This window comes from Wolbachia endosymbiont of Dactylopius coccus, assembly GCF_977011065.1.
The window spans coordinates 221,435-246,796 of record NZ_OZ347065.1 but is presented as its reverse complement, the minus strand read 5'-3'; the positions used below and the strand labels follow the sequence as shown (position 1 = coordinate 246,796).

Here is a 25,362-nt window from a genome sequence, read left to right as displayed (position 1 = left end):
AAGTTACTTTAGCTATACTATATAAATTTTATAATATATTTAATGAATTGTGAACCTTCTCTTACTAAAAAAAGCTACAAATCTTATATTTCCAAGCGTATGCGTAAGTTGCGAATGTATCATTGATGAAAATCTTAATCTGTGTAGTGAATGCAACAAAAAAATCAATTTTCTAACTAAGCATTACTGCAATGTTTGTGGCGTAGTAATCTCAGACAATATTCATACGTGTGGTAAGTGCATCATCAATCCTCCACCGTTTAAAGTATTAAGATCAGTTTTTGCTTATGATCAACATAGTAAAAACATGATTATAAATTTCAAATTTTTTGATAATTTGAATTACGTAAAAATCTATGCGAAGTGGATGTACCAAGCTAATCAGGACGTGTTTCAGAATGCAGAGGTCATAATTCCTATACCGTTACATAAAATGCGTTTGTTTAAACGTAAATATAATCAAGCAGCACTGCTTGCAAAAGAGTTGAGTAAGTTGTCCAATTTATCCTATACACCATTTGCAATAAAACGTCTTCGCCATACTGCGCCTCAAGCTGGTCTTTCACTTAAACAGCGTGAAAAAAATTTAAAGAAGGCTTTTAAAATAAGCAACAAAGAAATTATCGAAAATAAAATCGTGATATTAGTTGATGATGTGGTAACAACTGGAGCAACTGTAAGATCTTGCTCTCAAGAAATTTTAAACTCCGGTGCAAAAGAAGTGAGAGTGCTATCGCTTGCAAGAACGGTGAATGATTGTAAAAATCAGCATGTTAAAACGTGATTTTTAATAACCTCAACATCACTAAATTCAAAAGTTTGATTCCCTATGATTTGAAATCTTTCGTGCCCCTTTCCTGCAACTAGCAGAATCATACCCTCGTTATAGGCAATATCTACTCCTTTCTCTATAGCTTCTCTTCTACCTTCTATCTCTAGCGCATTAGGGCAATGTAGTAAAATACCACGACGAATTTCTGCAGGATTCTCATCACGCGGATTGTCATCCGTGATTATCACTTTGTCTGCATATATTTGTGCTACTTTACCCATTTCTGCGCGTTTTATTTGATCACGATTGCCACCACAACCAAAAACTAGAATTATTTTTTTATTGAAGTGCCATTTTAAAGACAATAGGGCTTGTTTAAGTGCACTTGGAGTATGAGCGTAATCCACAAATGCAAAAGGTTTCACTTTTTCCATTCTTCCTGGTGGAGAAACGAGTTTTTCTATGCATATTTCTCTGTAATTCAGTCCAGACGAGGTAACTATACCCATTGCACACAACAGATTATATGCTTGAAATTGCCCCAGAACCGGAAAAAACGTATCATAAATTTCACCACCAATTTTTATTGTAAGGTGTTGACCATTAGGGGTTGGTGTTTGCTCCAATAAAGTAATATCAGAGCCTGTTTTTCCATAGGTGATAATTTTGTTGCTGCGTTTTTCAGCTATTTTAAGCAATGCATGGTACTCATTTATATCCGCATTTAAAATTACTGTTTCTCCCTCTGGTAGTACCTCATAAAATAACCTTTTCTTAGCCTCAAAATACTCATCGATACTCTTATGATAGTCCAAATGATCTTGCGAGAAATTAGTAAAAGCTGCAGCAGTGAGCCTAAGTCCATGGATTCTATATTGATCAATCCCATGACTTGATGCTTCTAACACTAAGTGTTCTACATTTATACCACGCAATGTTGCGTAAAGGTCATCTGCATCTGGAGTGGTAAGACTGTTGCTATTACCTTTTCTACCATTATTGATGCATGTTCCAAGTGTTCCTATAGATGCTGCATTATAGCCAGCGTTTTGCCAGATCTGGCGGCAAAATTCTACTACTGAAGTTTTACCATTCGTACCCGTTACAGCAGCAACATATTTGGGCTGTTTGAATTGATAAAACCTGCTGACTATTTCGCTGTATATTTCTTGAGGGTTTGGGTGTTCAAGCACTGCAAAGCTCGAAGTATCTGTCATTCCAGTGCGTGACACTGGAATCCAGTTTTTATTATACAATTGCCTAGTGTGCTCATTTGCAATTAAATTTTCTGGATCCAAGTAGTCAAGCACTGGGATGACATCTTTCTTGGCCCCTTGTATCACAACGTCTACATAGTTGTGTACGTAGCACTGTGATTCAGTAGGAAGGATATGGATTCCAGTATCGCATGTTGCGTATTCTTTACTCCTTTCTGACACACAAACGAAAAGATAACCTTCCCTGACTCTCTTGGGATTACATGTAACGCCCTTGATTTCAACGTCAAAGTTAACATCAACAATATCATGCAGTAATTCTCTCAGTTTCATGTCCTACTTCATCGTTTTGAAAGTCTAAACATGGTAACCTTTTTAGTGCGTCATTAAGGTCAAAGATTAAATCTTCAGGATCTTCCAGTCCACAAAATATCCGTATAAAACTTCCACCATAGTCTGAACTCATTACGGATCTTGACATAGATCTACGATCTATTGGTAATATCAAACTGTCGCACCCTCCCCAAGAAGCACCAATACTAAAAATTTTCATATGATCAACCATGCAGCTTAGTTCTTCACATGAATATTCTCTATCCAGTGCTATACTGAATGTGCCGCTTGCTCCTTTGAAGTAACTTTTCCATAATTCGTGTTGAGGATGGGAGGGAAGTGCTGGATATAAAACCTTTCTAACTTTTTGCTGTGCTTCTAGCCACTTTGCCACTTCCATTGCTGTATTTTGGTGCCTTTTCATACGTGTGTGCAGTGTTCTTAGTCCCCTGTGTGCAAGGTAGCAGTCGTGCGATTGAATGGTTACTCCATAATTTTTATAGCTCTCATAAAGCAATTTAAAAATTTCACCTTCAGCAATAATAGCTCCCATAACTAAATCTGAGTGACCGGCTAGATACTTTGTCACTGCATATAGTGCAACATCAACTCCATAATCGAGCGGCTTAAATAATAAAGGAGTGGCCCATGAATTGTCACAAACGGTTACGATTCTGTGTTCCTTAGCAATTTTTACTATATGCTCTATATTTGAAATCTCAAACGTTACAGAACCAGGAGTCTCGATCATTATCAACGAAGTGTTATTCTGAATTAAACTAGTTATATCCTGTGTTGGATCATAAAAAGTTACCTCTATTCCTCTTTTTGGTAGTTCATTTTCGGCAAATCTCTTAAGTCGGTAATAACTATTATCTTGTATCAAGACATGCGAACCCGTTTTAGTGAAAGTCAAAATAGCAAAAGTAAGTGCAAACAATCCGGAAGGATAGATTAATGCTTGCCCCTTACCCTCAACTTCAGCAAGCGCATTTGAAAGATAATGAACAGTAGGAGTACCAACATTACTATAGCTGTAATCTCTTGCAACACCATCGTTGATTACATCGTATATACTTTCTCCATTTGCAGCATTTAAGTAGTTTTTGTAAGTAGGAAATAATATGGTAGAAGAATGATAAACTGGCGGGTTCATAGAACCTTTATAGTCCTTAAACTTTCTTCCTGCTTTAACTAATAAAGACTCTTCCTTCACATTTTTATTATTTATTTTTTAAATTGTACTCATTTTGCGTATACAAGTGAAGAGAAATTGCATGTATTAGCTCTATCTCATCCTTCAATAACTCATAAATCAACTTGTGTCTTTTTAGAATGCTCATTCCAATAAAGCCGTCAGATATTAATACTAATTTAATGTGCGAAGGTAATGTTGAAGATGAAGCAAAATAATGATCAGCATGCTTTGCTGATTCATCGATAATGTTGATATCAATTACATCTATCGAATCGCGTATCTTTTTTTCTATCGTTTTAATAATATCCATATATAGCTACTGTCACTCCAGTACTTGACACATAACTGTGCGAACATTTGTTTGCGAAGGCAGTGTGCTAAATGTTATAGCAGGTTTTGCCTAAAACACAAAGATGTCACCCAAGTAGCCCCTTCTTGTCATTCCAGTGCTTGACACTGGAATCCAGCCTTCCTGCAATCTCATCGAAAACGTTGTGTTTTAACAACCACTTTCTATGCTAATTTGCTTGTGAGCAACCTGGATCCAAGTAGTCAGGGCACTGGAATGACACCCTTCCTAGAGGCCTCAAATTACAACGTCCATGCAATTATGTATAACATGCTGGCATAACTCAAATACACCCTTATTTATTCTCTTCCTTATTATCTATGTCTTGATAATCAGAATCTACTACTTTTTCTCCCTCATTTGTTGTGGATGAATCAGCAGAACTATCACTTTGTTGCTGCTGAGATGCTTGATACATAGCTTCTCCAAGTTTCATAGATAATTGAGAAAGATTAGTGACTTTCTGCTGTATTGAATCAGCGTCATCAATGTTATCAGATTTACTAGCCTCTTTCAGTTCATTCAGTGCACTTTCAATAGCAGATTTATCCTGAGATGAGACTTTATCACCATACTCTGTCAGAGACTTTTCTGTAGAATGAACTAAACTATCCGCCTGATTTTTCACTTCAATAAATTTCTTACGCTTTTCATCTTCTTGTGCTTTTTCTTCAGCTTCTTTTACCATGCGATTTATTTCATCATCAGATAGACCACCTGAAGATTGAATGCGTATTTTTTGCTCTTTTCCAGTAGCTTTATCTTTTGCAGAAACGTGCGCTATTCCATTTGCATCTATGTCAAATGTTACTTCGATCTGAGGAACTCCACGAGGAGCAGGAGGTATCCCTTCCAAACTAAACTGACCAAGTAGCTTGTTATCAACCGCCAATTTTCTTTCACCTTGATGTACCTTAATTGTAACGGCTGTTTGGTTATCTTCTGCAGTTGAAAACACCTGAGATTTTTTAGTGGGAATAGTAGTATTACGTTCAATAAGTGGAGTGAATACTCCTCCTAGAGTCTCAATACCAAGAGAAAGTGGAGTCACGTCAAGTAGTAACACATCTCTTACATCACCTTGAATGATTCCCGCCTGTATTGCAGCTCCAATTGCTACAACTTCATCAGGATTGACCCCTCTATGTGGGTCTTTACCGAAGAATTCTTTAACTTTCTCTATGACTTTTGGCATACGAGTCATGCCACCAACGAGAACCACTTCGCCAATTTGACTAGCAGACAAACCAGCATCCTCAAGAGCTTTTTTACAAGGAGCCATAGTTCTTTCGATTAAACCATTCACTAAGCTTTCAAGTTTTGCTCTCGTTAATTTCATATTTAAGTGTTTTGGACCACTTGCATCAGCTGTAATAAACGGTAAATTTATTTCCGTTTCCATTGCGCTTGATAATTCAATTTTCGCTTTTTCAGCAGCTTCTTTGACTCTCTGCATAGCCATTGGATCATTTTTTAAATCAATGCCATTACTTTTCTTGAATTCATCTAGTAAATAACTCACTATTGCGTTGTCAAAATCTTCACCACCCAGGTGAGTGTCACCGTTTGTAGCTTTTACTTCAAAAACTCCATCACCTATTTCAAGGACTGAAACATCAAATGTACCACCACCAAGGTCATATACCACTATTGTGTGCCCATGTTTCTTATCAAGACCATAAGCAAGCGCTGCAGCAGTCGGTTCATTTACTATTCTGAGCACATTTAATCCGGCGATTTTTCCTGCATCTTTTGTTGCTTGACGTTGAGAGTCGTTGAAGTATGCTGGCACTGTTATCACAGCATCTTTTACTTCCTCTCCAAGATAAGCTTCTGCTGCTTCTTTCATGTTTTGTAGTATAAATGCACCAATTTGGCTAGGAGAGTATTCTTTATTATCAGTGGTTTTAACCCATGCATCACCATTTTTTGCTGCAAACACTTTATACGGCACGTTTAAATTTTTCATTTCAGAATCACCGTATTGACGACCTATTAATCTCTTAGTAGCAAAAAAAGTATTACTTGCATTGGTGGTTGCTTGTCTTTTTGCAGGAGGGCCAATCAACCTTTCTCCTGACGAAGTAAATGCAACTATAGATGGAGTAGTTCTTGCCCCTTCTTTATTTTCTATTACCTTTGTATCCTTGCCCTGCATTATTGCAACACAAGAATTTGTTGTTCCGAGATCTATGCCTATTGCTCTTCCCATAATGAGTACCCCATTGTAAATATTATCTGATATAAGAATATATAAGTATAGGACTTATTAATTACAAGCCCAATTTAGGGTTTCTAATTAGTTATTAGAACTTAAAAAGCGCGAAAGCCATTTAGTCAGCCAAAAATTGCCTCGTAGTTTATTTGAATTATCAACTTCTTCATTGCTGCTATCCTCAATTTGGTATCCAGAGTTCTGTAATGGCTTATAACCGTTTGAATTAACATCATCTCCTTGTTTTAAAACAAATGTATTTACATCTAAACTGTTATCAATACTAATGTTCAATGCAATATTAAACTCTTTTTCGATTGTAGAAACTGTATTCCGTTTATTATTAAAAATATGCGCTATAACCGCACTATGCGCTACTAAATCAAAAGACTTATTTTGCTTCCTATGAGCAATGTGTTGTAAATCCCTTAGTATCGATGCAACAATTACTTCGTTTGATTTTACTCTTCCAATACCCTTGCAGTGTAAACACTCTGTAGTATTAATTTCTTGTATGTTTGGTTTAATTCTTTGTCTTGAAAATACCATTAAACCAAAGTCATTTATGTAGCTAAATTGAACTTTAGCTTTATCGTCTTTAAACGCTTGCTTTATAGCAGACTCAACAGCTCTGCAATACTGATATTTCAACATGTCAATAAAATCTACTACTATTAATCCTGATAGGCCCCTAAGATTCACCTGTCTTGATATTTCAGGTACTGCTTCCATATTGGTTCTATAAGCTGTTTCTTCTATACCATCTTCTCCTGTCATCTTTCCTGAATTTACGTCTATTGAAACAAACGCCTCAGTTAAAGTTATTACCAAAGACCCACCAGATGGCAACTCTACCCTATTGCTATATAACTCAGAAATTTGATCTTCGATTCCATAGTAAGTAAAGATTGGGATAGAACCTCTATACAATCTATAACGCAACTTACTACCTTTTAATGCATTTTTAGTATATTGTCTCACTGCTTCAAAAGCTTCCTTCCCAGATACTATGACTTCTATACCATCGCTACAAAAATCACGAACAGATCTCATAATTACATCTGCTTCGTTGTAAATTAATGATGGAGCATTTACAGAGAAGGCATTTTTTTGAATGCTCTGCCATAATGAGGATAAGTAATTGTAATCCTGCTCAATTTCTTTCTTATCTTTTCCTGAACCAACAGTTCTTACTATTAAACCTGATCTTTTTGGCAAGTTTATTGAACTCAGTATATCCTTTAACTGCTTTCTGACATTAGCATCTTCAATTCTGCGAGACACTCCACCTTTACTCATGGAATTTGGCATGAAAACACAGTATCTACCCACTAAAGTTATGTATGTTGTAAATGAAGCTCCTTTATTGCCTCGTTCCTCTTTAGTTAGCTGGACCAATACTTTTTGATTTACTGAAATAACATCTTGTAATTTGTATTTTTTATATAAAGGTACCTCTCTTACAAAACCACTACCTAACTCGTTGACATTCTTACTAGCTACAGAATCTGAAGAAACATTTGCTGAAGCTTCTTCTGTAAAATCGTCATTTGAGTAGCCCTCAAAGATAGTTTCCTTTTCTTTTTCTGGAATATTGAAGTAATCTAGAGATATCTCGGAAAAAGATAAAAAACCTTGCTTGTTTTTTCCATATTCAATAAATACGGCTTGCAAAGAAGGCTCTATACGCTTTACATAAGCAACGTATATATTACCTCTTAATTGTTTTTTTTCCTTGAATTCTTGTTCAAATTCTACAACCTTATTATTAACTGATAAGGCAACTCTTACCTCATTAGAACAGGCAGAATTTTCTATCAATAATAACCTTTTGCCACTATTTGCCACTTATTTACCGTTTGCTTTTCATTCTGAAGTTAACTTCATGCTACTTAATGCACTGTTGATTGTCAAGAATTTTACGATCTGCATTATTCGGTTGACTTTTAGTGTTTTGCGTAATAAACTCGCATAGAATTTATTATATCATTATAAGTATGGCGAAAAAAAATGCTTCTTTGCTCGTTAAGTTAGTCAGCACTGCAATCAAGATAACAAAAACTGGTGAAGAAAAATCAACTGGCTATTTTTATGTAAAAAAGCGTAATCCAAAAAAGCTCACCAGAAAACTGGAGTTTAGGAAGTATGACCCAGTAGTCAGAAGGCACGTATTATTTAAAGAAGAAAAATTAAAGTAGTTTTTTTATAAGGAATTTTATTATTATGCAAAATTTACAATTAAGTTATCCTATAATAGTAGAGTTGGGGGATGTAAAAGATACAAAACTGAAATTAATAAAGGTCATTGCACAATTAATAAGTAAGAGGTACAAAACACAGAAAAAAGCAGCAAACGCTCTAAAGATTGATCAACCTAAAGTATCTCAAATCAATAGGTCAAAAATCGAAGGGGTCTCCTTAGAATACTTGCTTAACTTATTGATTGCATTGGGCCAAGACATAAACGTAAGAATAAAGCATAATTCTAAACCTGCATAATATGGTATCCGTTCAGCGGAGTGGCAAAATAAGGTAGACAAGATAAATCAATCCCGGTGTCAAGCACTGGGATGACAAGGTATAAACCTTATCGTCATGCCGCCGCGAAACGTCATACCGCGATTCATTCGCAGTATCTCTAGATCCCGCTAACAAGTAGCGGGATGACGGTTATCAGGCCAGCACCCCTACGATGTCATCCCAGTGCTTGACACTGGGATCCAGGAAGTTTATTAAGTTAGTAAGCATAAAAGTAGCCGTTTTATGTTAAAATACAACGTTTTGATGATTATGAAAAAGCTGGATTCCAGTGTCAAGCACTGGAATGACACCATTTGTTGTAAACTCACTTCTTCTTGATTTGCAGAACAATAAAACAGTAAGCTAAAAGGGAGCTTATTACTCAACAAAACAAGACTTAAAATTTTGTGCAATGCTATTGATTATGGCTAGATATGCATCTTTTCCAGGCTCTATGTCTGATCCAATAGGATCAAGAACTACCATTTTTGCGTCATTAGAAAGAGCATTAGGCTTTATGCTATCTTCCTGTGAATGAGCAAATATACATTTAACGTTTTCTTCCTTCATTATCTTTTTTAGCTTCATAAAACTCTTCATACCTATGTAAGAATCCTCTTCTATAGAAAGAATGGCACTTGGGTGATTTAAACCGAAATATTTTTCAAAATATTGATAAGCATCGTGAGTGACGATGTATTTTTGATTTTTAAAATCATTCAGTTCTTTCACGATTTCTTTTACTTCTTGGTCTATTTTTTTTATAGCTTTTGTTGCATTAGAGTTGTATCGATGGGAATTTTCTTTATCTATGTTAGACAACGTTGCACTTATAAAAAGTATCATGCTCTTTGCATTTTCGGGACTCAGCCAAATGTGTAGGTCTTTTTCATCTTGAGTATTGGTAATTTTTCTAGAAAATGAATGTGGCCGAGCAGGAAGTAGGTTGATTACCTGTGACAATTGCACTAGTTCTTTATTATTTTTGGCGAAAGTTTGAACAAACGTCTCTAAGTTATCGTCAGTGTAAAATATGACATCACTTGATTCCAAATTACTCGCATCAGACGGCTTTAATATATAATTATGCGCAGATGTTGCATAGCCAAGCAATTCCGGTTCTAAAATCCCTTCTGTCACAGAAGCTACAAGTGAGTGGATAGGTTTAATTGTAGCTACAACTTTTAAATTGGATGAAAAGGCAATATTATAGTATAGTGTAAATGAAAGTAATAGAAAAAAAGCCAGTAAATGTCTCATATAAACGTTGAGAAGAAGTTAAATTTTGCCAAAAAGTTAAATAATGTCAATAATCGTGTTCTAAAAATAGAAAATCTTGCTCTCACATATGATGGTAAAAGAATTCTTGACAATATCAATATGTTCATGGAAAGAGGAGACGTAATTACAATACTTGGTCCAAATGGTGGAGGTAAAACCTCTTTAGTGAAAGCAATTGCTGGCATAAATAAAAGCTGTACCGGTAGTATCGTATTTGCTGACAACATAAAAATTGGCTATATGCCGCAAAATTTTAGTATTAGTAATTTGATGCCAATAACAGTTGAATATTTCCTTTTAAATAGCTCCTTGAAAAGACTAAAGAAAAATCAATCCATTATTACAGAAGCGATAGAGTTGGTTGGTATCGGTAACATTTTGAAGAATCAAGTGTTAGAAATTTCTGCAGGGCAAACACAACTACTACTGCTTGCACGTTGTTTAATTGCAGAGCCTGACTTGATCATTTTAGATGAACCAGTCAGTGCAATGGATATTAACGCGCGGGCTAAATTTTATGATATTATAAATAAAATAGCAAAAAAACGATTGGTATCGATTCTTATGACTTCTCATGATCTTAACTCTGCTCTACCATCCTCAGATTACGTAATTTGTATAAATAATACTATCTATTGCCAAGGCAAGCCCGATGAGATTATGAAAAATAGAACCCTAAATGAAATATTTAGCAGTTACGCAGCAAAATGATTCAAAATATTTTGCGTCTTCTGCACATAACTACAGTGCTGACACGTTACAATATATTACCTTATTTACTTCCACCATCAAAGAAATCAATAAATAAAATACAAGGCCATAAGCTAAAGTGTGCTCTTGAAAAATTAGGTCCGGTGTTCATTAAGTTTGGGCAGTCTATCTCATCACGTACTGATGTTTTAAATGAGGATATAACAAATAACTTGTTATTGATATGTGATAGATTGCCATCATTTTCACATAAAATAGCAGTTAAAACTATAGAAAGTGAGTTTAATTGTAAATTGAGCGACATTTTTTCAAGCTTTTCTGAAAAGCCAATTGCAGCAGCATCGATTTCTCAGGTGCATAGAGCGGTTACAACTGAGGGTAAGGAAGTTGCTGTGAAGGTTTTAAGGCCAAATATTGAGAAAACATTCTCAAGGGATATAAAAATGCTTTCTTGGCTTGCAGAAATTGCAGAAAAATTTAGCGAACAATCAAAAAGGCTGAGGCCAATTGAATTAGTCAAAACTTTTGCTGAAATTTGCCGATTAGAGTTAGATCTACGTTTTGAAGCTGCTCACTCTTCAGAACTAAAGGAAAACACAAAAAATGACAGAGGTTTTTATGTACCTGAAATAGATTGGAATAGAACTGCAAAAAAGGTTTTAACATTAGAATGGATAGAAGCAACTCCAATATACGAAGTTGAAAAACTGAATAATCATAAGCAAATAGCTATCAACCTTATAGAATCGTTTTGTCATCAGGTATACAGGGATTGTTTTTTTCATGCTGATATGCATCCTGGAAATCTAATGGTTGATAGTAATAACAATATTATTGCCCTGGATTGTGGAATCATGGGTAGAATAGATCGTGAGACATGCTATTACGTTATAGAGATACTCAAAGGCTTTTTAAATCGGGATTATGATCACGTTGCAAAAATGCACTTTAGAGCTGGTTACGTTTCATCACAGCATAGAAATTTTGTCACAGCTTGCAGGGCAATAGGTGAACCCATTATTGGGCAGCCTATACAGAAGATTTCATTTGCTAGTTTACTTGCTCAGCTATTAAAAATAACTGGTGATTTTGATATGAAAGTTCAAACACAATTGTTATTGCTGCAGAAAACTATGATTTTACTGGAAGGGACATGTAGAAAGATCTACCCAGAAATCAATATGTGGAAAGTAGTTGAAGCGTGGATAAGCAATCAACATGAAAGTAAAATAGGGTATAGGGAAAAAATTAGAAGTTCTTATCCTGTAAAAACAATCCAAGGGATATTTAGCCTTATAGAAAAATTAAACCTAATAGCTGATAAAAAATTAGAAAACATCCAAATTAAAAATAAATCAAATGGAAAAGTCTATTTTTTATTGTGGTTTGTAATTATAATTCTAATCATTAAATTTTTAATTTCTTAAACTATGGAAAAAAAACTCGTCAAACCCAATTTTTATTCAACTTAATTTTTAATCTGCAGGAGTCGAGTTGAGAATGTCCAATTTTCCACTTTCTTCATAGCATAACATACTTCAGCGCCTCTTGCTCCTTAAGAATACCCTGAAGTCTAATAAATCATGGCTCACCACTTATGTGTAAATTAATCGTTAATGTTGTACACGTTCTTTTCTTTTTCTACTCTCTCTTGCTCTTCAATACAATATATAGCAAGCGGATTAGCTTTAAGTCTTTCGACTCCTATTTCTTCTCCTGTTCCATCGCAGTAACCATAAGTGCCTAATTTTATTTTTTCTAACGCCTCCTTAATTTTTTCTTTTCTATCTTTTCGACGCTTGATTAATTCCTCGTTTCCACTATCTCCATCAGAATAGTATGTATCAATACTATTCTCTTCTAGTTCTTGTTTCTCCAACTCAGCAAGTATTGACTGTAACTTTAAGCTGAAGTATTCCAGTTGTTTTACGCTCATATATTCTTCATCTTCTGAAGGAGTGTAATCTTCTGGTGACTTTATTTTTGGTAACTTTTCCATAATTGCATTATCAAAAAAATAATAAAACCTATATAACTTATGAACAAAAAATTATACTACCTCAAAGTAAACACTATAATTTATAATAAACATTTAAAAGCCTAGTATGATCGACTCAGTAAAAAAATTAGTAACAGATGATAAGAACTTTACCTATATAGTATGTATTTTTATCATAATGTTAAGTTTATCTTCATTTACACTTGAAAACAACAATAAACAAGAAGTTATGTTAACATTAACATGGATATGTGCTACATTTGTTTTGCAGATCTCTACAAATAATTTGTTTACATCTGATTATCATGATGGAATATTAGAGCAAATCTTTGTACAGCCACTCTCTTCTAGGCTTACAGTTGCTTATAAAATTTTCGCTCACTGGTTATTATTTGGGTTACCGATTTCAGTAATTTCTTCCATATTCAGCTTTGCAATTCTAGGCAATAGTGTTGAACACTCAATAGCAGTTGGAGTGTCTTTATTATTTAATACGCTGATAATCATTAATATTTCAGCTACTGGAAATGCATTGATGATTGGTCGAAACAACTTAGCATCAGGAGTATCGCAAATTCTTGTTTTGCCAATGATAATGCCAACCTTTGTGTATTTTAAAATGCTAACTCAATTTGAAAATTTGTCCTTGAATATTTATACACTACTAATCACCATGTTAATTTTTGTCATTTTGATTGTTAACAGCACTATAACTACTCACATGGCATTAAAATTTGCTGTGGAACAGGATTGAAAAATCTTACTGTTATTCAGTAGATATCCGTTTAGCAGAGTGGCAAAATAGGTAGACAAGATAAACCAAAAAATCAAGAAAAAGTGAGTTTACAACAAATGGTGTCATGCAAGTAGCTGACAACATAGAAACGAAAAAACCTACTTGACAAACTCCGCCAGCCCCCTTATTATGGCAGTAAGGGTGTTTATGACTCAAAACTTGTTTTTGACCTGCAGGCTCAATGACAAAATTTAGTAAAAAACTCAGGGTATTTTTTGGCGGATTACATAAAATTATAGCGGCTGCATGTCTTTTTTATTTTTTCTACATTCAGCCAAATCGCACTTATTTTAAGCGTTAGCACATTATTACAGCGTCAGTTTAAATTATTATAGGGTCAAAACTCGCACCAAGGGGCTTCTTTTGCCTTTTTTTTCCATTTGGTAAATTTCTTAAATTTTATAGCTAATCAGTACTGGGATGACAAGAAAGGAGCACTGCTATTATAGAGTGAAATGAGATCCCAGTGTCACGCACTGGGATGACATTATAGGGGCTACTGGGATGACATTATAGAGAGGCACTGGGGTGACATTATAGAGAGGCACTGGGATGACACCCTGACAATCGTCATTCCGCTACTTGTTAACAGGATCTGCTGTGGCGACATAAACTCAAATCATTTCAAATTTCAATCCAAAGAGGTATCATTATGTCAAACAATTTCAATTTTAAAGAATTTTTTAACCACTATGAAACAAATAGTACGTCAGATGATATACAAAGGTATTATTTGCTGTGGAAATCAGTAATAGCGCAGGCAATGATTGATGCAGCAAGTCACTGCAAAAAAACAGAAAGCTTGGTAGAAAAACGTAAGGCGATTTCTTGGTTGTCAGACTTCAGTCAAGATTTTGTGCACACATGTATATTGGCTGACTGTGATCCGGTATACGTAAAAAACAAAATACAGCCAATTTTAAAAAGCCTTACTAGATAAAGCCTTTTTAATGAGGTTTACTCCTTTTACCGAAAAAAATATCATTCAATCTCCTATCTATAGTTGCCTCTATATCTTTGATTAATAGCTGCTTTATCATGTCTACTTTCCGCTTTGCATCTTGAGCGTGATGCTCACTGTTATTGCTGTAATTATTCTTATCACTATAACTACTGCCACTTGGTTTACTACTGTTACTGGATTCATTACCCTTTTTTCTTCTTGTTATTATGAACTTGAGTATCTGCACTATCTTTTCCTTTAAAAAAGACTTCCAACCTGTGCTAAGGAACAACTTATAGAGAAAATGCGGAGTAAGGAATGCTACTAATATTCGAATAGAAATTCCGTAACCGAGGTCTTCCCTATTTTCATAATACCACTTGCAATATTGAAATAAATGGTAAAACGCATTTTTGAAAGAGCCAAATTCTACAGCATACCAAAAACCATTGCTGAGAAACATGAGCACAATGCTGAACGTGTAAAGATACATTGTGCAGAGAAACAGCTTTACAACTATATCTTTCAAGCTGCCTAGTATATAATTAAATAATCTTAATCTATAGAAAAGCGATATCATTTCACACCCACTTCAATATGGCTGGGGTGGAAGGATTCGAACCTTCGCGTGGCGGTATCAAAAACCGCTGCCTTACCACTTGGCTACACCCCAATACTACTTACATCAATAACACTATTAGCCCAATTAGTAAAAGATTTATTTGCTTTTTCTATGGGCATCACAGCAATTGCTGGCTGATCATAAGAATGCATTGCTTCGATTTTTTCTACAATTTCATCAACTTGATCATTCCTGCTTTTCATAATTGCTACTACTTCACAACTACTATCAATTTCATCCTTCCATAAATACAGAGAATTCACTTCGGGAAATATATTTACACATACAATTAATTTCTCGTTTATCAATTCCTCAGAAACAGTTTTAGCCTCTTCAAAACTTGAAAAAGTTGAAAACTAAATTATTCATTAGAATCTACATAAATGCATTGCTACTATACTCTACCGAGATTTATTCATCAAGAGAAAATAACGCCAGCGCGTACTGTATGAACATTTGTTTGCAAAGGTAGTATGTTAAGTGTTATAGCTAGTTTGCCTCAAACGTAAAGGTGTCATCCCAGTGCCCCTGTGATGTCATTCCAGTGCTTGACACTGGAATCCAGTTTTCCATATAATCTCATCGAAAACGTTGTAACCACTTTCTATGCTAGTTTGCTTGTAAACAAGCAAACTTTCCTGGATCCCAGTGTCAAGCACTGGGATGACACCTTTCCTAGCAGAGAAATCACAATGTTCATACGGTTGTACGCATACCGCTGGGATCTAGGATTTTTCTATAGTTTAAAAACAAAAAAGGATGTTACTCGTTGAGTAACATCCTTTGGAGAAAGTGAGTGGTTTTGTTTATCCTACTGTTTTCACCTGCGTAGATTCTGGCTTAACTTCATTCACTTTCGTAGAAGGCTGTCCCACCCATTTGTCCAGATAACTTGTTTTTTTCAGTTCTGCACGAACTTTACTTAAGTCTTCTACAGAAGGATTCAGCTCCTTTGGTATAAGAGGATCAGATAAACCTCTACTATCAATACTGCCGAAGGGGTCCAAATTAATAGAGGGACTTTGTTCTTTTGTTGGCGTAGAAGGACCAGAACTTATGCCACTATCAGGAGAACCACTGCGAGTTGGACTTTCAGGCACCTTTGGTGGAGCAGATGGAGTAAGCTGAGGAGAACCATCACTTAAGCTACTAGATGAATTGCTTCTTCTAAGACGATTAGGATTGACTGTTGCAGTTTTAGCAGTACTTTCAGTCCTTACAGAATCTAGTGAACTGCTTTTTGACAAGCTGCTAGTTGATTGTGTAGAGTCTTTTCTTCCTAGTGAAAAGACTGATGAGAATGAAAAAGACTTACTAGCTTTTCTTTCTTCTGCGTCTTTTGCGTTGTTACGCCTCACAGATTGATCAAATTCGTATTCTCTTTTACATTCTCCAACAATCCTCTTAATTTTATCGTGATGTTCAGAGAAAATTTCATAAAGACTGTTATTATCTTTAGATAACAAATTTTGCAACTTCTTAGCGTCTAATTTATTGACAAAATCTACTTGCTGTTTCAACCGGTTGATCAACTGGTCCTTTTGGAAACCTGATTGACCATCAACAGAATAAGCTTTCTCTAATATTTTTTCTCCCAGCTTAGAAAATATTTCCTTAGTTAAAGCAGAGCTATTCACGGCTTTGTCTCCAAGAACTTCCTTAATAAGCATCTCCTTTACACTATTGAAATTCCTTGTTTCTTCTTCTGTTTTCAAAACAACAGTCTGACCTTCGTTACCTATTGAATATGGAATGGCGTCTAAACTAGACATACTTTCACTTAAATTACTTAAACTGCGCCCCATTTTTCCTAACTTAGCACCAGTTCCCTCCCTTGCTGCTCGTCCCACAGAACTTATAGCTCCTTTTACTGAATAATAACCTTCTCTTGCTTTTTCTGCAGTATATACTGACGCATCCTTAACTTTCCCGGCAGTATATTTCGCCCCTTCAACTGTCTTTTCTGCTGACCATTTGAGCCCTTTGAATGTGTATTCAACTGCTTTCACAGCAAAAAATAGAGTAAGGGCAACTATTGCACCTGTTGCAGCAACCGGTAAAGCAACTGCCACAAATGGAAGTAATGCACCAACCATCACACCTACTGCACCTACTGCAATCATTTGCTCTTTTGCAGACCAATTAGAGAAATTTTTTATATCTTTTAGTTTATCCTGCACAGTTTCCATGAAAGTGGAACTTTGTTTAGAAATTGAACTTGTTTGTTGTTCAGGTAACATTTTAAACCTCACTATTAATTAAATATATTATATTGTACATCCTAGATTCTTAAGTTAGTGTTAAATTGATTGCCAGTATTTATTTGTCTTCAAATAATTTTGCTTGACGTGTTTTTCAGTGACGTGGAAAATTAAACTGTATGGATGCTGTCACCAGCAGGCAAGTCGCTGACACACAAATGTACGAACATTGTGATATGACACGATGTTACAGAGTAAACGATGTCATTCCAGTGCTTGACACTGGAATCCAGTTTTTATTACTATACAACTACCTGGCGTAAAGTTAAGTTTTCTGGATCCCAGTGTCTAGGCACTGGGATGACACCCTCCTACTAGGCTCGAGTCATAATGCTCGTACAGATGTGTGTGTGACACTGAGATGACAGAAAGAAGGCGCTAAAATGAGAGAGGCAATAACGCTAGAATCGTATGAGGCATAGAAAAAGAGTATTTATCTTACTAGCTGCTGTAATTTTAGCAATTTTATTATTAAAAAACTATAGTGGTTTTCACGAAGACGTAGTGCACTTAAAGAGTGACAATAAAGAATTCAAAAAAAAGCCAGAAAATTCTATAGAGTCGACCATACTACATAGAGAAAAGGAAGTGTATGATCATGTTTTTCACTCTGACAATTAATTTGTAAATGAAATAGTAATTTATATTTGCATTTTCTTATTTAAATAAGTAATATTAGCGTATTAATTATAGAATCAATCATTATGTTTGATGATAATAATCCTTGGAACTTGGGAAAGAAACCGGTAGGGAGCAAAACTCCCAATAGTGAAGATATTTTAAGTAAAGCTGTATCTGATGTAAGGTTCTTTCTTAATGGATTAACCAGAAACAGGGGCAAAAAACCTTATTTCATCATTTTCATTATTTTACTGTTCTATGCTTGCACTGGCTTTTATATTGTCCATCCTAGTGAGGAAAGTATAGAACTTACTTTTGGTAAATATTCTAATACAGAAACACCTGGTTTGCGTTATCACTTCCCCTACCCTATTGGCAAGGTTTTTAAAGTGAATGTTAAGGAAGTAAATCGTGAAGAAATTGGGGTAAGTAGTTCTTATGGGCGAGACACAGATCGCGGTGAAGGTGTGATGCTAACTGGAGATGAAAATATAGTCAACGTTAACTTCGAGGTTCAGTGGCGCGTTAGAGATGCTAAGGACTATTTATTCAAAGTGCGGGATTACAAACCCGGTTTCAGTGTTAAAAATGCTGCTGAAAGTGCCATGAGAGAAATAATAGGTAAAAACACGATCTCTTTTGCACTTGGTCAAGGCAGACCAGAAATTTCTAGAGATACTAGAATTCTATTGCAGCAGATTCTTGATGGATACCAAATGGGCATAGAGATTTTATCTGTTCAAATGAAAAAAATTGATCCACCAGAAAAAGTAATCAGTTCGTTTAGAGATGTACAAAGTGCTCGTGCAGACAAAGAGCGTACTATAAACGAAGCATATGCTTATAATAATGATATTATACCTCGAGCAAAGGGTGAAGCGATAAAGATAAAATTAGATGCAGAGGCATATGAGAATGAAGTAATAAATGAAGCAAAAGGTAATGCAAATCGCTTTTTATCTCTTTACGAGGAATATAGACAGAATCCTTCTCTCGTTAAGAATCGTATTTATCTTGAAACTATGGAAAATATTTTCAGTAAGGTAGACAAAGTTGTTGTAACTGATGATCTGAAAGGTATGTTTTCTTATTTACCTCTTACAAATTTAGGGAAATAACCATGAGTAGTAATATTAAAATTGTTTTTGTTTCTGTATTTGTTGTTTTACTGATTGTTTTATTTAATTCAATATTTGTTGTGCAAGAAACAAAGCAAGCGATAGTTATACAACTCGGTAAAGTTGTAAGAGATGTTAGGGAAAGTGGCTTATATTTTAAGTTACCATTCATAAATAGTGTAGAGTTTCTTGATAAAAGAGTTTTAGATTTAAGTCCTGATAAGATCCCAAGGGAAGTGATAACAGCGGATCAAAAACGTATTATAGTAGATGCGTATGCAAAATATAAAATAACAAATCCTGTTACTTTTTACCAGGCTGTGAGGAATGAATCAGGGCTGGTTAGAAGATTGTATCCGGTTATAGAAGCACACATAAGAGAAAATATAGGCAGATTTTCGTTGATTAGTTTGTTGAACGAAAAAAGATCAGAGGTTATGCAATTGATTCAGCGTGGAGTTTATTCTGAAGCTGAAAAATTTGGCATAGAAATAATAGACGTAAGAATTAAGAGAGCAGATTTACCAGAAGAAAATAGTTCTGCAATATTTCGCCGTATGCAAACTGAAAGGGAAAAAGAAGCAAAAGAAATTAGAGCAGAAGGAGAGCAAGCTGGGCAGGAAGTTAGATCAAAAGCTGATAAATTAAAAAGGGAAATTATCTCTAGTGCAGTAAAAGAATCATATGAAATAAGGGGCCGTGGTTATGCTGAAGCAACTAGAATTTATAATGAGGCATTTAAGGTTGATGAAGAGTTTTTTAACTTTTATCGCTCTATGAGCGCTTACAGTAAATCATTTGCCGAAAATAATACTAAATTTGTACTTTCACCAAACAATAACTTTTTAGATATTTTAAACAAAGGATGGAAATAATTTATGAAAAGTAAGGCATTTATTTTATCTATATTTGCATATTTTCTAATTGCGTTTTCTTCATACGCTAATATGTTTGATTGGAATGCAAAAAAGGTCGTTGATGCTAGCACTACTGCATGTAACTGTAATCAAGGACTTGCCGATTTAGTGGAAGAACTCATTCCTGCGGTTGTAAATATTTCAAGCGAACAAATCGTCAAACAAGAAAATAACAGCAGAACTAGAGTTATGCCAAGAAATAATTTTTTTGATGATTTTAGAGAGTTTTTTGAGCACTTTGATCAGTTTTTTATGGATAGGGGCCCTAGTATTAACAGAGAGGTGGTATTGCTTGGGTCTGGATTTATTATAGATAAAAGTGGAACCATAGTAACCAATTACCACGTTATTAAAAACGCCCAAGATATCACAGTTACTATGAATGATAATACTTATTTCAAAGCAGAAGTTTCAGGCTATGATGCAAAAACTGATCTTGCTGTGCTTAAGATTAAAGCTGACAAAGACCTTTCTTTTGTTGCATTTGGTGATTCTGACAAAGCAAGGGTTGGTGATACGGTTATGGCAATAGGTAACCCATTTGGTTTGGGTGGCTCTGTAAGCACAGGAATTATATCTGCAAGGTCCAGAGACATTAGTATCGGCACTATGAATGAATTTATTCAAACCGACGCTGCAATTAATAGAGGCAACTCTGGAGGGCCATTATTTGATTTAAATGGAAAAGTTATAGGCATTAACACCGCTATCTATTCCCCATCTGAGTCTGGCGGTAACGTGGGTATAGGCTTTGCTATACCATCTAATTTAGCTATGTCAATTATTGACACATTAAAAAATGGCAAAAAAATAAAACATGGTTGGCTTGGTGTGCAAGTTCAGCCTATAACGAAAGAATTCGCTAAGTCCTTGGGTTTAAAAGATACAAAAGGTGCACTGGTTGCAAGTATAGTAAAGGATAGCCCTGCAGAAAAAGGTGGAGTTAAGGTGGGTGACATATTATTAGAATTTGATGATAAAAAAATTGATAGAATGACACAACTGCCTCAAATGGTTTCAAGAACTGAACCTGGAAAAAAAGTACAAATTAAGTTACTTAGAAAGGGCAAAGAGGTCAATATTAAGGTTGTGATTGAAGAATCTGCAAATGATGGTCAAGGTAATAATCAAGAAGAAAACAAATCAACATCCGATTACATAACTGGTTTAACTGTTTCAAACCTGCCAAAAGAATCAAAAGAAAGTAATCCTACAAAAGGTGTGATAGTTACTAATGTAGATAGTAACAGTAATGCCACGCTGCGTGGTATTAAAAAAGGAGACATTATTATCCAACTAGATGGAACCGATATAGAAAATACTAATGATTTTCAAAAACAAGTTGATTCAGCAGTAAAGAAAAACGGTAAAGATTCAATAATGTTGCTCATTTACCGCAATGGAAATCAGTTTTTTACTTCAATAAAGTTAAAGAAGTAATCTTACTTACTAAATCTGCAAAACAGCAAGCTCACCGCTTTAATCTTATAAGACAAATCAAAATCTACACTAGATTTCTTACATAACCATATAAAAAATCAAAGGATGTCATTCCAGTGTCAGCTACTTGCATGACGCCGTCATAAAGGAACCAGTGTCGGCCACTTGGATAACACCATAGGGGTTACTTGGGTGATACTATAGGAGGTCTAACATGAACTTTCAAAAATTCATTGAGTTATGCTTTCAAACGGTGGTGCCAGGATGTGAGTATAATGATTATCAGTACATAAAAGTCATAGCAGATAGGTTGGAAACAGCGAGCGTTGGTGAAGTAAGGCGCATAATATTTAATATGCCTCCGCGTTCAATGAAGTCCATATGTGTAAGTGTTGCGTGGCCCGCATGGATACTGGGAAATCAGCCAACTGCAAGAATAATAGTTGCAAGTTATTCTAAGTTGCTTAGTGAAAAACATTCGCTCGATACGAGGTGCATAATGCAATCTGATTGGTATAAAAAGCTATTTCCAGAGGTAGGCTCTGTGGACAAAATTTTAGAGAAGCCATATGAGAGCTCCAACAAAATTTAGAAATCCCATGTAAACCTCTGCGGTCTTGTCAAATCTGGAAAAAATGCGCCTAAAATTTTTAATTTTACCGAAAAAGCACTCAATCAAATGACGTTCTTTATAAATATGCTCATCATAGTATCTTTGCACTTTTCGATTCCTTTTTGATGGAATTACGATTTCACATTTCCTGTTTTCAAGGCTGACCACAAAAGCATTGCTGTCATAACCCTTATCAGCTACTACAATGGAGTTATAGACATTTTTTGTTAATACTTCAGCTTGTGTAATTTCATTCCTCTGGCCAGGAGTAAGTATAAATTTTAAAGGATTTCCCAATGCATCAACAAGTGCATGAATTTTAGTCGTAAAGCCACCTTTACTTCGCCCTAAAGCCTCTTGATCCTTCGAATCTTTTGTATATCCAGCCGAACATGGATGGGCTCTAATGATCGTACCGTCGATTATGACGGCTTCTAAATCTGGCTCTTGTTTTGTGTACTCCAATAAATTTTTCCAAATACCCCTTTCGCACCATCTCTTAAATCGTTTGTGTATACTTCTGTAATTGCCATAGATTTTCGGCAAAAGTCGCCATTGGCAACCACTTCGCGCCATATACCACACTGCTTCTATGAATATTCTTAAACGTTTTTCGTCTTTACTATGCATTCCTTTTATGCCTTTTATGAATTCTAAAATTTGTTTCCAATTTCTTTCTTTTATATAATATTCCATTCGGTAGTTTCTCCATTTTTATGTTCATTTGGTTAAACTACCACTTTTTTTCTCCCTCTTCATATTTTTTGTCCACAGAGCCTAGAACTATCCAAAGACCAGAACACTAAATATAAATTCCAAACAGTGCAGAGAGGATACAGAATCGCAACATCAGTTGGAGGAACATTAACCGGTGAAGGTGGAGATTTCATCATCGTGGATGATCCGCTTAACCCTGCTCAAGCTTTGAGTGAAACGTTTAGAAAACGTGCCACAAACTGGTTCGATCAGACTTTGGTAACCAGGCTCAACGATAGAAAAAAAGGAGTAATTGTGCTTGTTATGCACAGGCTCCACCTGGAAGACTTAACTGGGTACCTCTTATCCAAGCCAAAAAACATATGGCATCACATTTGTTTGCCAATGATTTCTGAAAATAAGGAGGTTATTTATTCAATTAATAACCATACTGGTGTCATTCCAACCCCCCCTCCTGTCATCCCAGTGCCCAGACACTGGGATCCAGAAAATTCAACCGCAAAAGACTGGATTCCAGCATCAAGTGCTGGAATGACACTACCTGCAAGAGTATTATACTCAAGAGAAGAGAATGAGTTATTATATCCCCTGGAGGGAGGAAGAGAAGAAGTTGAGATGATAAAAGTTGAACTTGGGAGTTACGCTTTTGCTGCTCAATATCAACAAAACCCCCTGCCGCTTTCAAGCGGTATAATTAAACAAGAGTGGCTAAAGCGCTATAAAAATTCCCCTGATAATCCCTCACATGTAACTCAAAGCTGGGACACTGCAGTTTCAACAAACGATTCCAGTGACTTTAGCGTCTGCACCACCTGGGCAAAAATAGATAATAAATTCTATCTACTTGATGTATATCGAGCAAAGCTTGAGTACCCAAAGCTTAAAGAACAAGTCCTGTCACTAGCTGCAAGATGGGCACCACATGCAATTTTGATTGAAGCAAAAACAAGTGGTCAACAATTAATACAAGAGCTAAAGGCAAATAGCGATCTACCCATTATTGAAATAGTGCCACACAATGACAAACTCACTCGATTTTACCAAATTGTTCCAATTATAGAGTCTGGCAGGGTTTTTCTGCCGCATCAAGCAGTATGGCTCAGCGATTTCGAATATGAAATTTTAATGTTCCCAGAAGCCCGTTATGATGATCAGGTGGACAGTACGGTACAATATTTACAATGGATGAGAAAAATTAACACCAGTGCTTTCAGGGTCAGGGATTTTGGCTCCAACCCTAATAAACCATTTAGGTGGTTAAGATATATCTAAAAACCTAAATTCGTTTCCCCCAAGTTTCTCGCGTATGCTCTACAGTACGACACTCTTTAACCTCTGAAGAGACACTTTCCTTATGTGGCACAGCAGGAGAAGCAGGTAATCCTGAAGAATAGCCACTATCTCTTTTAGAACTAGAGTTATCAGATAATTGTGCTTTATCATATTGAAATCTGCTTATACCAATTCCCATTACACGGCAAACAGATAGACAATAATAGAAGACAAGCCATAATGAAATAAGTGAAATAGTCGAGGTATAAATGGCACTAAGATCAAAATTATTGGATGAAGAAGTAGTAAAATCAGCAAAAAAAATGCTGAAGAAAGTAAGGAACAATGCATATGTTGCAAAAAAACTAAATGCTGTAATTGCAGCAAAAAAGCATAGTATAACGGCTGTAGCAAAAATATATTGCATTTCAAGAAGCGCACTAACTTCGTGGATAAAACTCTTGAAATTAGGCAGAGAAGAAAAATTGTTTGCTCCTCCACAACGGCGTAGAAAAACTAAATTAAATCAGGCTCAACTACAGCAAGTTGAAGCATGGGTAGGAGAAAATCCTAATATTACCATTAAAGAAATGAGAATAAGAATCCAGGAAAAGTTCGGCTTAAATATTAGCAAATCTACAGTACACCGCTATATGCAAAAGATGAAATTCTCTTATATTACACCAAGACCAGTACACAATGTACAAGATAAAAGAAAACAAGAGGAATTCAAAAAAAAATCTCAACGAAGTTATTGGCAAGTATTCTGAAAAAGAGCTGTTTTTCTTCGATGAATCGCGGTTTGGCACACATTCAAAGACCGGGCATGGATGGTTTAAAAAAGGCGTCAGAACAAAAGTTAAGGTAAAATTAGGTAGGGAAAATTTTTATCTCTACAGTGCAGTTAATCCTAGAAATGGGGAGAATTCTAGCTTGTTTGCACCGAATGTCAACACTGATTGTATGAATATATTTCTTGAGCAAATGTCTCAATATTTGGGACCACGAGAAGCCTTTCTTGTTATGGATTGTGCTAGTTGGCATAAGTCGAAAAGTTTAAAGGTACCTAAAAATATTGAGATTATATACCTACCACCATACTCACCTGAACTCAATCCAGTTGAGAGGCTTTGGTTGTATGTAAAACAGAACATTTTGCGCAATAAAATATACGATACTATTGCTTTGCTTGAGAGTGCTTTGTGTAAATTTATTACTTCTCTTACCTACTCCACAATTAAACAACTCTGCTATGTATCCTATTTGAATGACCAACAATGAGAATTGGTATTAGCTCCCTTTTCTCCAAAAGAGTATGCGTCAAATATAGTAGTTCCTCGTCACTAGTAAGAGGTTTTAGTCCACCTGACGCACCTTCATGCGTAGGAGAAGTCACCCCTGAGGGTGGATTACTTTTTACTTTTATTTTAGTTGGGAATGAAAAAAA

At 35.5% G+C, this 25,362-nt stretch carries 25 protein-coding genes, 1 tRNA gene and 4 pseudogenes; 15 read left to right on the top strand and 15 right to left on the bottom strand.

Features of this window, described 5'->3' with window-relative positions:
* Positions 1-49 precede the first annotated feature (49 nt).
* Positions 50-784 (top strand): ComF family protein, encoded by a 735-nt coding sequence (locus ACWHVF_RS01310; RefSeq protein WP_447933088.1) that lies wholly within the window; start codon positions 50-52, stop codon positions 782-784.
* On the opposite strand, the gene ACWHVF_RS01305 is transcribed toward ACWHVF_RS01310, so the two are convergent.
* The 3 genes from ACWHVF_RS01305 to ACWHVF_RS01295 are packed head-to-tail and all read right to left on the bottom strand — an operon-like array spanning position 766 to position 3,830.
* Positions 766-2,322, bottom strand: coding sequence for a Mur ligase family protein (locus ACWHVF_RS01305; protein WP_064124818.1), 1,557 nt, complete (start codon positions 2,320-2,322; stop codon positions 766-768). The two genes, ACWHVF_RS01310 and ACWHVF_RS01305, sit on opposite strands and share 19 nt — an antisense overlap.
* On the bottom strand, positions 2,297-3,538 hold the full coding sequence (gene metC, locus ACWHVF_RS01300) for a cystathionine beta-lyase (protein ID WP_064124819.1): 1,242 nt from the start codon (positions 3,536-3,538) through the stop codon (positions 2,297-2,299). The genes ACWHVF_RS01305 and metC overlap by 26 nt, the downstream gene beginning before the upstream one ends.
* 7 nt (positions 3,539-3,545) lie before the next feature.
* Positions 3,546-3,830: a BolA family protein gene (locus ACWHVF_RS01295; protein ID WP_064124820.1), complete on the bottom strand. Its 285-nt coding sequence runs from the start codon at positions 3,828-3,830 to the stop codon at positions 3,546-3,548.
* Between the two features lie 86 nt (positions 3,831-3,916).
* Between ACWHVF_RS01295 and ACWHVF_RS01290 the strand changes: the two genes are divergently transcribed.
* On the top strand, positions 3,917-4,042 hold the full coding sequence (locus tag ACWHVF_RS01290; protein WP_447933087.1) for a hypothetical protein: 126 nt from the start codon (positions 3,917-3,919) through the stop codon (positions 4,040-4,042).
* 122 nt (positions 4,043-4,164) lie between these two features.
* Here the strand turns inward: ACWHVF_RS01290 and dnaK are convergent, their stop codons facing one another.
* Both dnaK and ACWHVF_RS01280 read right to left on the bottom strand, forming a co-directional pair.
* Positions 4,165-6,081: a molecular chaperone DnaK gene (gene dnaK / locus ACWHVF_RS01285; protein ID WP_064124821.1), complete on the bottom strand. Its 1,917-nt coding sequence runs from the start codon at positions 6,079-6,081 to the stop codon at positions 4,165-4,167.
* Positions 6,082-6,168: 87 nt separating this feature from the next.
* A complete protein-coding gene (locus tag ACWHVF_RS01280) occupies positions 6,169-7,932 on the bottom strand; it encodes an Rne/Rng family ribonuclease (RefSeq protein WP_064124822.1) in 1,764 nt (587 codons plus the stop codon).
* Positions 7,933-8,081: 149 nt separating this feature from the next.
* On the opposite strand from ACWHVF_RS01280, the gene rpmG reads away from it, so the two are divergent.
* Both rpmG and ACWHVF_RS01270 read left to right on the top strand, forming a co-directional pair.
* A complete protein-coding gene (gene rpmG, locus ACWHVF_RS01275) occupies positions 8,082-8,282 on the top strand; it encodes a 50S ribosomal protein L33 (protein ID WP_064124823.1) in 201 nt (66 codons plus the stop codon).
* A gap of 25 nt (positions 8,283-8,307) precedes the next feature.
* A complete protein-coding gene (locus tag ACWHVF_RS01270; RefSeq protein WP_064124824.1) occupies positions 8,308-8,583 on the top strand; it encodes a helix-turn-helix domain-containing protein in 276 nt (91 codons plus the stop codon).
* Positions 8,584-8,595: 12 nt separating this feature from the next.
* On the opposite strand, the gene ACWHVF_RS01265 is transcribed toward ACWHVF_RS01270, so the two are convergent.
* Entirely contained in the window at positions 8,596-8,739 is a 144-nt protein-coding gene (locus ACWHVF_RS01265) for a hypothetical protein (protein WP_156488164.1), read from the bottom strand.
* 243 nt (positions 8,740-8,982) lie between these two features.
* Positions 8,983-9,864 carry a zinc ABC transporter substrate-binding protein gene (locus ACWHVF_RS01260; protein WP_064124825.1) on the bottom strand — a complete coding sequence of 294 codons (882 nt, stop codon included), beginning with the start codon at positions 9,862-9,864 and terminating at the stop codon, positions 8,983-8,985.
* On the opposite strand from ACWHVF_RS01260, the gene ACWHVF_RS01255 reads away from it, so the two are divergent.
* Complete coding sequence (locus ACWHVF_RS01255) at positions 9,856-10,596, top strand: metal ABC transporter ATP-binding protein (protein ID WP_064124826.1); 741 nt, start codon at positions 9,856-9,858, stop codon at positions 10,594-10,596. The genes ACWHVF_RS01260 and ACWHVF_RS01255 overlap by 9 nt on opposite strands.
* Positions 10,593-12,023 (top strand): 2-polyprenylphenol 6-hydroxylase, encoded by a 1,431-nt coding sequence (gene ubiB, locus ACWHVF_RS01250; RefSeq protein ID WP_064124827.1) that lies wholly within the window; start codon positions 10,593-10,595, stop codon positions 12,021-12,023. Before ACWHVF_RS01255 ends, ubiB begins: the two co-directional genes overlap by 4 nt.
* A gap of 179 nt (positions 12,024-12,202) precedes the next feature.
* Here the strand turns inward: ubiB and ACWHVF_RS01245 are convergent, their stop codons facing one another.
* Positions 12,203-12,595 (bottom strand): TraR/DksA family transcriptional regulator, encoded by a 393-nt coding sequence (locus tag ACWHVF_RS01245; protein WP_064124828.1) that lies wholly within the window; start codon positions 12,593-12,595, stop codon positions 12,203-12,205.
* A gap of 106 nt (positions 12,596-12,701) precedes the next feature.
* On the opposite strand from ACWHVF_RS01245, the gene ACWHVF_RS01240 reads away from it, so the two are divergent.
* Both ACWHVF_RS01240 and ACWHVF_RS01235 read left to right on the top strand, forming a co-directional pair.
* The gene (locus tag ACWHVF_RS01240) at positions 12,702-13,349 is read left to right on the top strand and encodes a heme exporter protein CcmB (RefSeq protein WP_064124829.1); all 648 of its coding nucleotides are present in this window, start codon (positions 12,702-12,704) and stop codon (positions 13,347-13,349) included.
* Between the two features lie 694 nt (positions 13,350-14,043).
* The gene (locus ACWHVF_RS01235) at positions 14,044-14,331 is read left to right on the top strand and encodes a hypothetical protein (RefSeq protein ID WP_064125289.1); all 288 of its coding nucleotides are present in this window, start codon (positions 14,044-14,046) and stop codon (positions 14,329-14,331) included.
* Between the two features lie 7 nt (positions 14,332-14,338).
* On the opposite strand, the gene ACWHVF_RS01230 is transcribed toward ACWHVF_RS01235, so the two are convergent.
* From ACWHVF_RS01230 to ACWHVF_RS01210, 5 genes and pseudogenes are all read right to left on the bottom strand, one after another.
* Positions 14,339-14,797, bottom strand: coding sequence for a hypothetical protein (locus ACWHVF_RS01230; RefSeq protein WP_447933086.1), 459 nt, complete (start codon positions 14,795-14,797; stop codon positions 14,339-14,341).
* 135 nt (positions 14,798-14,932) lie between these two features.
* A tRNA-Gln gene (locus tag ACWHVF_RS01225) sits at positions 14,933-15,007 on the bottom strand.
* Positions 14,998-15,312, bottom strand: a pseudogene (cutA, locus tag ACWHVF_RS01220) (divalent-cation tolerance protein CutA); the annotation flags it as partial. The pseudogene cutA and the gene ACWHVF_RS01225, both read right to left, overlap by 10 nt.
* 450 nt (positions 15,313-15,762) lie before the next feature.
* Complete coding sequence (locus ACWHVF_RS01215) at positions 15,763-17,196, bottom strand: actin-bundling T4SS effector WalE1 family protein (protein ID WP_064125286.1); 1,434 nt, start codon at positions 17,194-17,196, stop codon at positions 15,763-15,765.
* 214 nt (positions 17,197-17,410) lie between these two features.
* Positions 17,411-17,528, bottom strand: a pseudogene (locus tag ACWHVF_RS01210) (WPE palindromic element domain-containing protein); the annotation flags it as partial.
* Positions 17,529-17,628: 100 nt separating this feature from the next.
* On the opposite strand from ACWHVF_RS01210, the gene ACWHVF_RS01205 reads away from it, so the two are divergent.
* The 5 genes and pseudogenes from ACWHVF_RS01205 to ACWHVF_RS01185 all read left to right on the top strand — a co-directional run.
* On the top strand, positions 17,629-17,838 hold the full coding sequence (locus tag ACWHVF_RS01205; RefSeq protein WP_064125285.1) for a hypothetical protein: 210 nt from the start codon (positions 17,629-17,631) through the stop codon (positions 17,836-17,838).
* A gap of 83 nt (positions 17,839-17,921) precedes the next feature.
* Positions 17,922-18,956, top strand: coding sequence for an FtsH protease activity modulator HflK (hflK, locus tag ACWHVF_RS01200; RefSeq protein ID WP_064125284.1), 1,035 nt, complete (start codon positions 17,922-17,924; stop codon positions 18,954-18,956).
* Between the two features lie 2 nt (positions 18,957-18,958).
* On the top strand, positions 18,959-19,831 hold the full coding sequence (gene hflC, locus ACWHVF_RS01195; protein WP_010962867.1) for a protease modulator HflC: 873 nt from the start codon (positions 18,959-18,961) through the stop codon (positions 19,829-19,831).
* A 3-nt stretch (positions 19,832-19,834) separates the two neighbouring features.
* A complete protein-coding gene (locus tag ACWHVF_RS01190; RefSeq protein ID WP_064125283.1) occupies positions 19,835-21,313 on the top strand; it encodes a DegQ family serine endoprotease in 1,479 nt (492 codons plus the stop codon).
* Between the two features lie 214 nt (positions 21,314-21,527).
* Positions 21,528-21,851: pseudogene (locus ACWHVF_RS01185) on the top strand (hypothetical protein); the annotation flags it as partial.
* A gap of 18 nt (positions 21,852-21,869) precedes the next feature.
* Here the strand turns inward: ACWHVF_RS01185 and ACWHVF_RS01180 are convergent.
* On the bottom strand, positions 21,870-22,622 hold the full coding sequence (locus ACWHVF_RS01180) for an IS5 family transposase (RefSeq protein ID WP_064124816.1): 753 nt from the start codon (positions 22,620-22,622) through the stop codon (positions 21,870-21,872).
* Positions 22,623-22,703: 81 nt separating this feature from the next.
* Here ACWHVF_RS01180 and terL point away from each other — a divergent pair.
* Positions 22,704-23,915 (top strand): annotated as a pseudogene (gene terL / locus ACWHVF_RS01175) (phage terminase large subunit); the annotation flags it as partial.
* A 4-nt stretch (positions 23,916-23,919) separates the two neighbouring features.
* Here the strand turns inward: terL and ACWHVF_RS01170 are convergent.
* Positions 23,920-24,114, bottom strand: coding sequence for a hypothetical protein (locus ACWHVF_RS01170; RefSeq protein WP_064125281.1), 195 nt, complete (start codon positions 24,112-24,114; stop codon positions 23,920-23,922).
* A gap of 70 nt (positions 24,115-24,184) precedes the next feature.
* On the opposite strand from ACWHVF_RS01170, the gene ACWHVF_RS01165 reads away from it, so the two are divergent.
* A protein-coding gene (locus ACWHVF_RS01165) for an IS630 family transposase (protein WP_447933057.1) occupies positions 24,185-25,196 on the top strand; the annotation gives its coding sequence in 2 pieces (ribosomal slippage) (positions 24,185-24,646 and positions 24,648-25,196; 1,011 coding nt in all).
* Positions 25,197-25,362 lie beyond the last annotated feature (166 nt).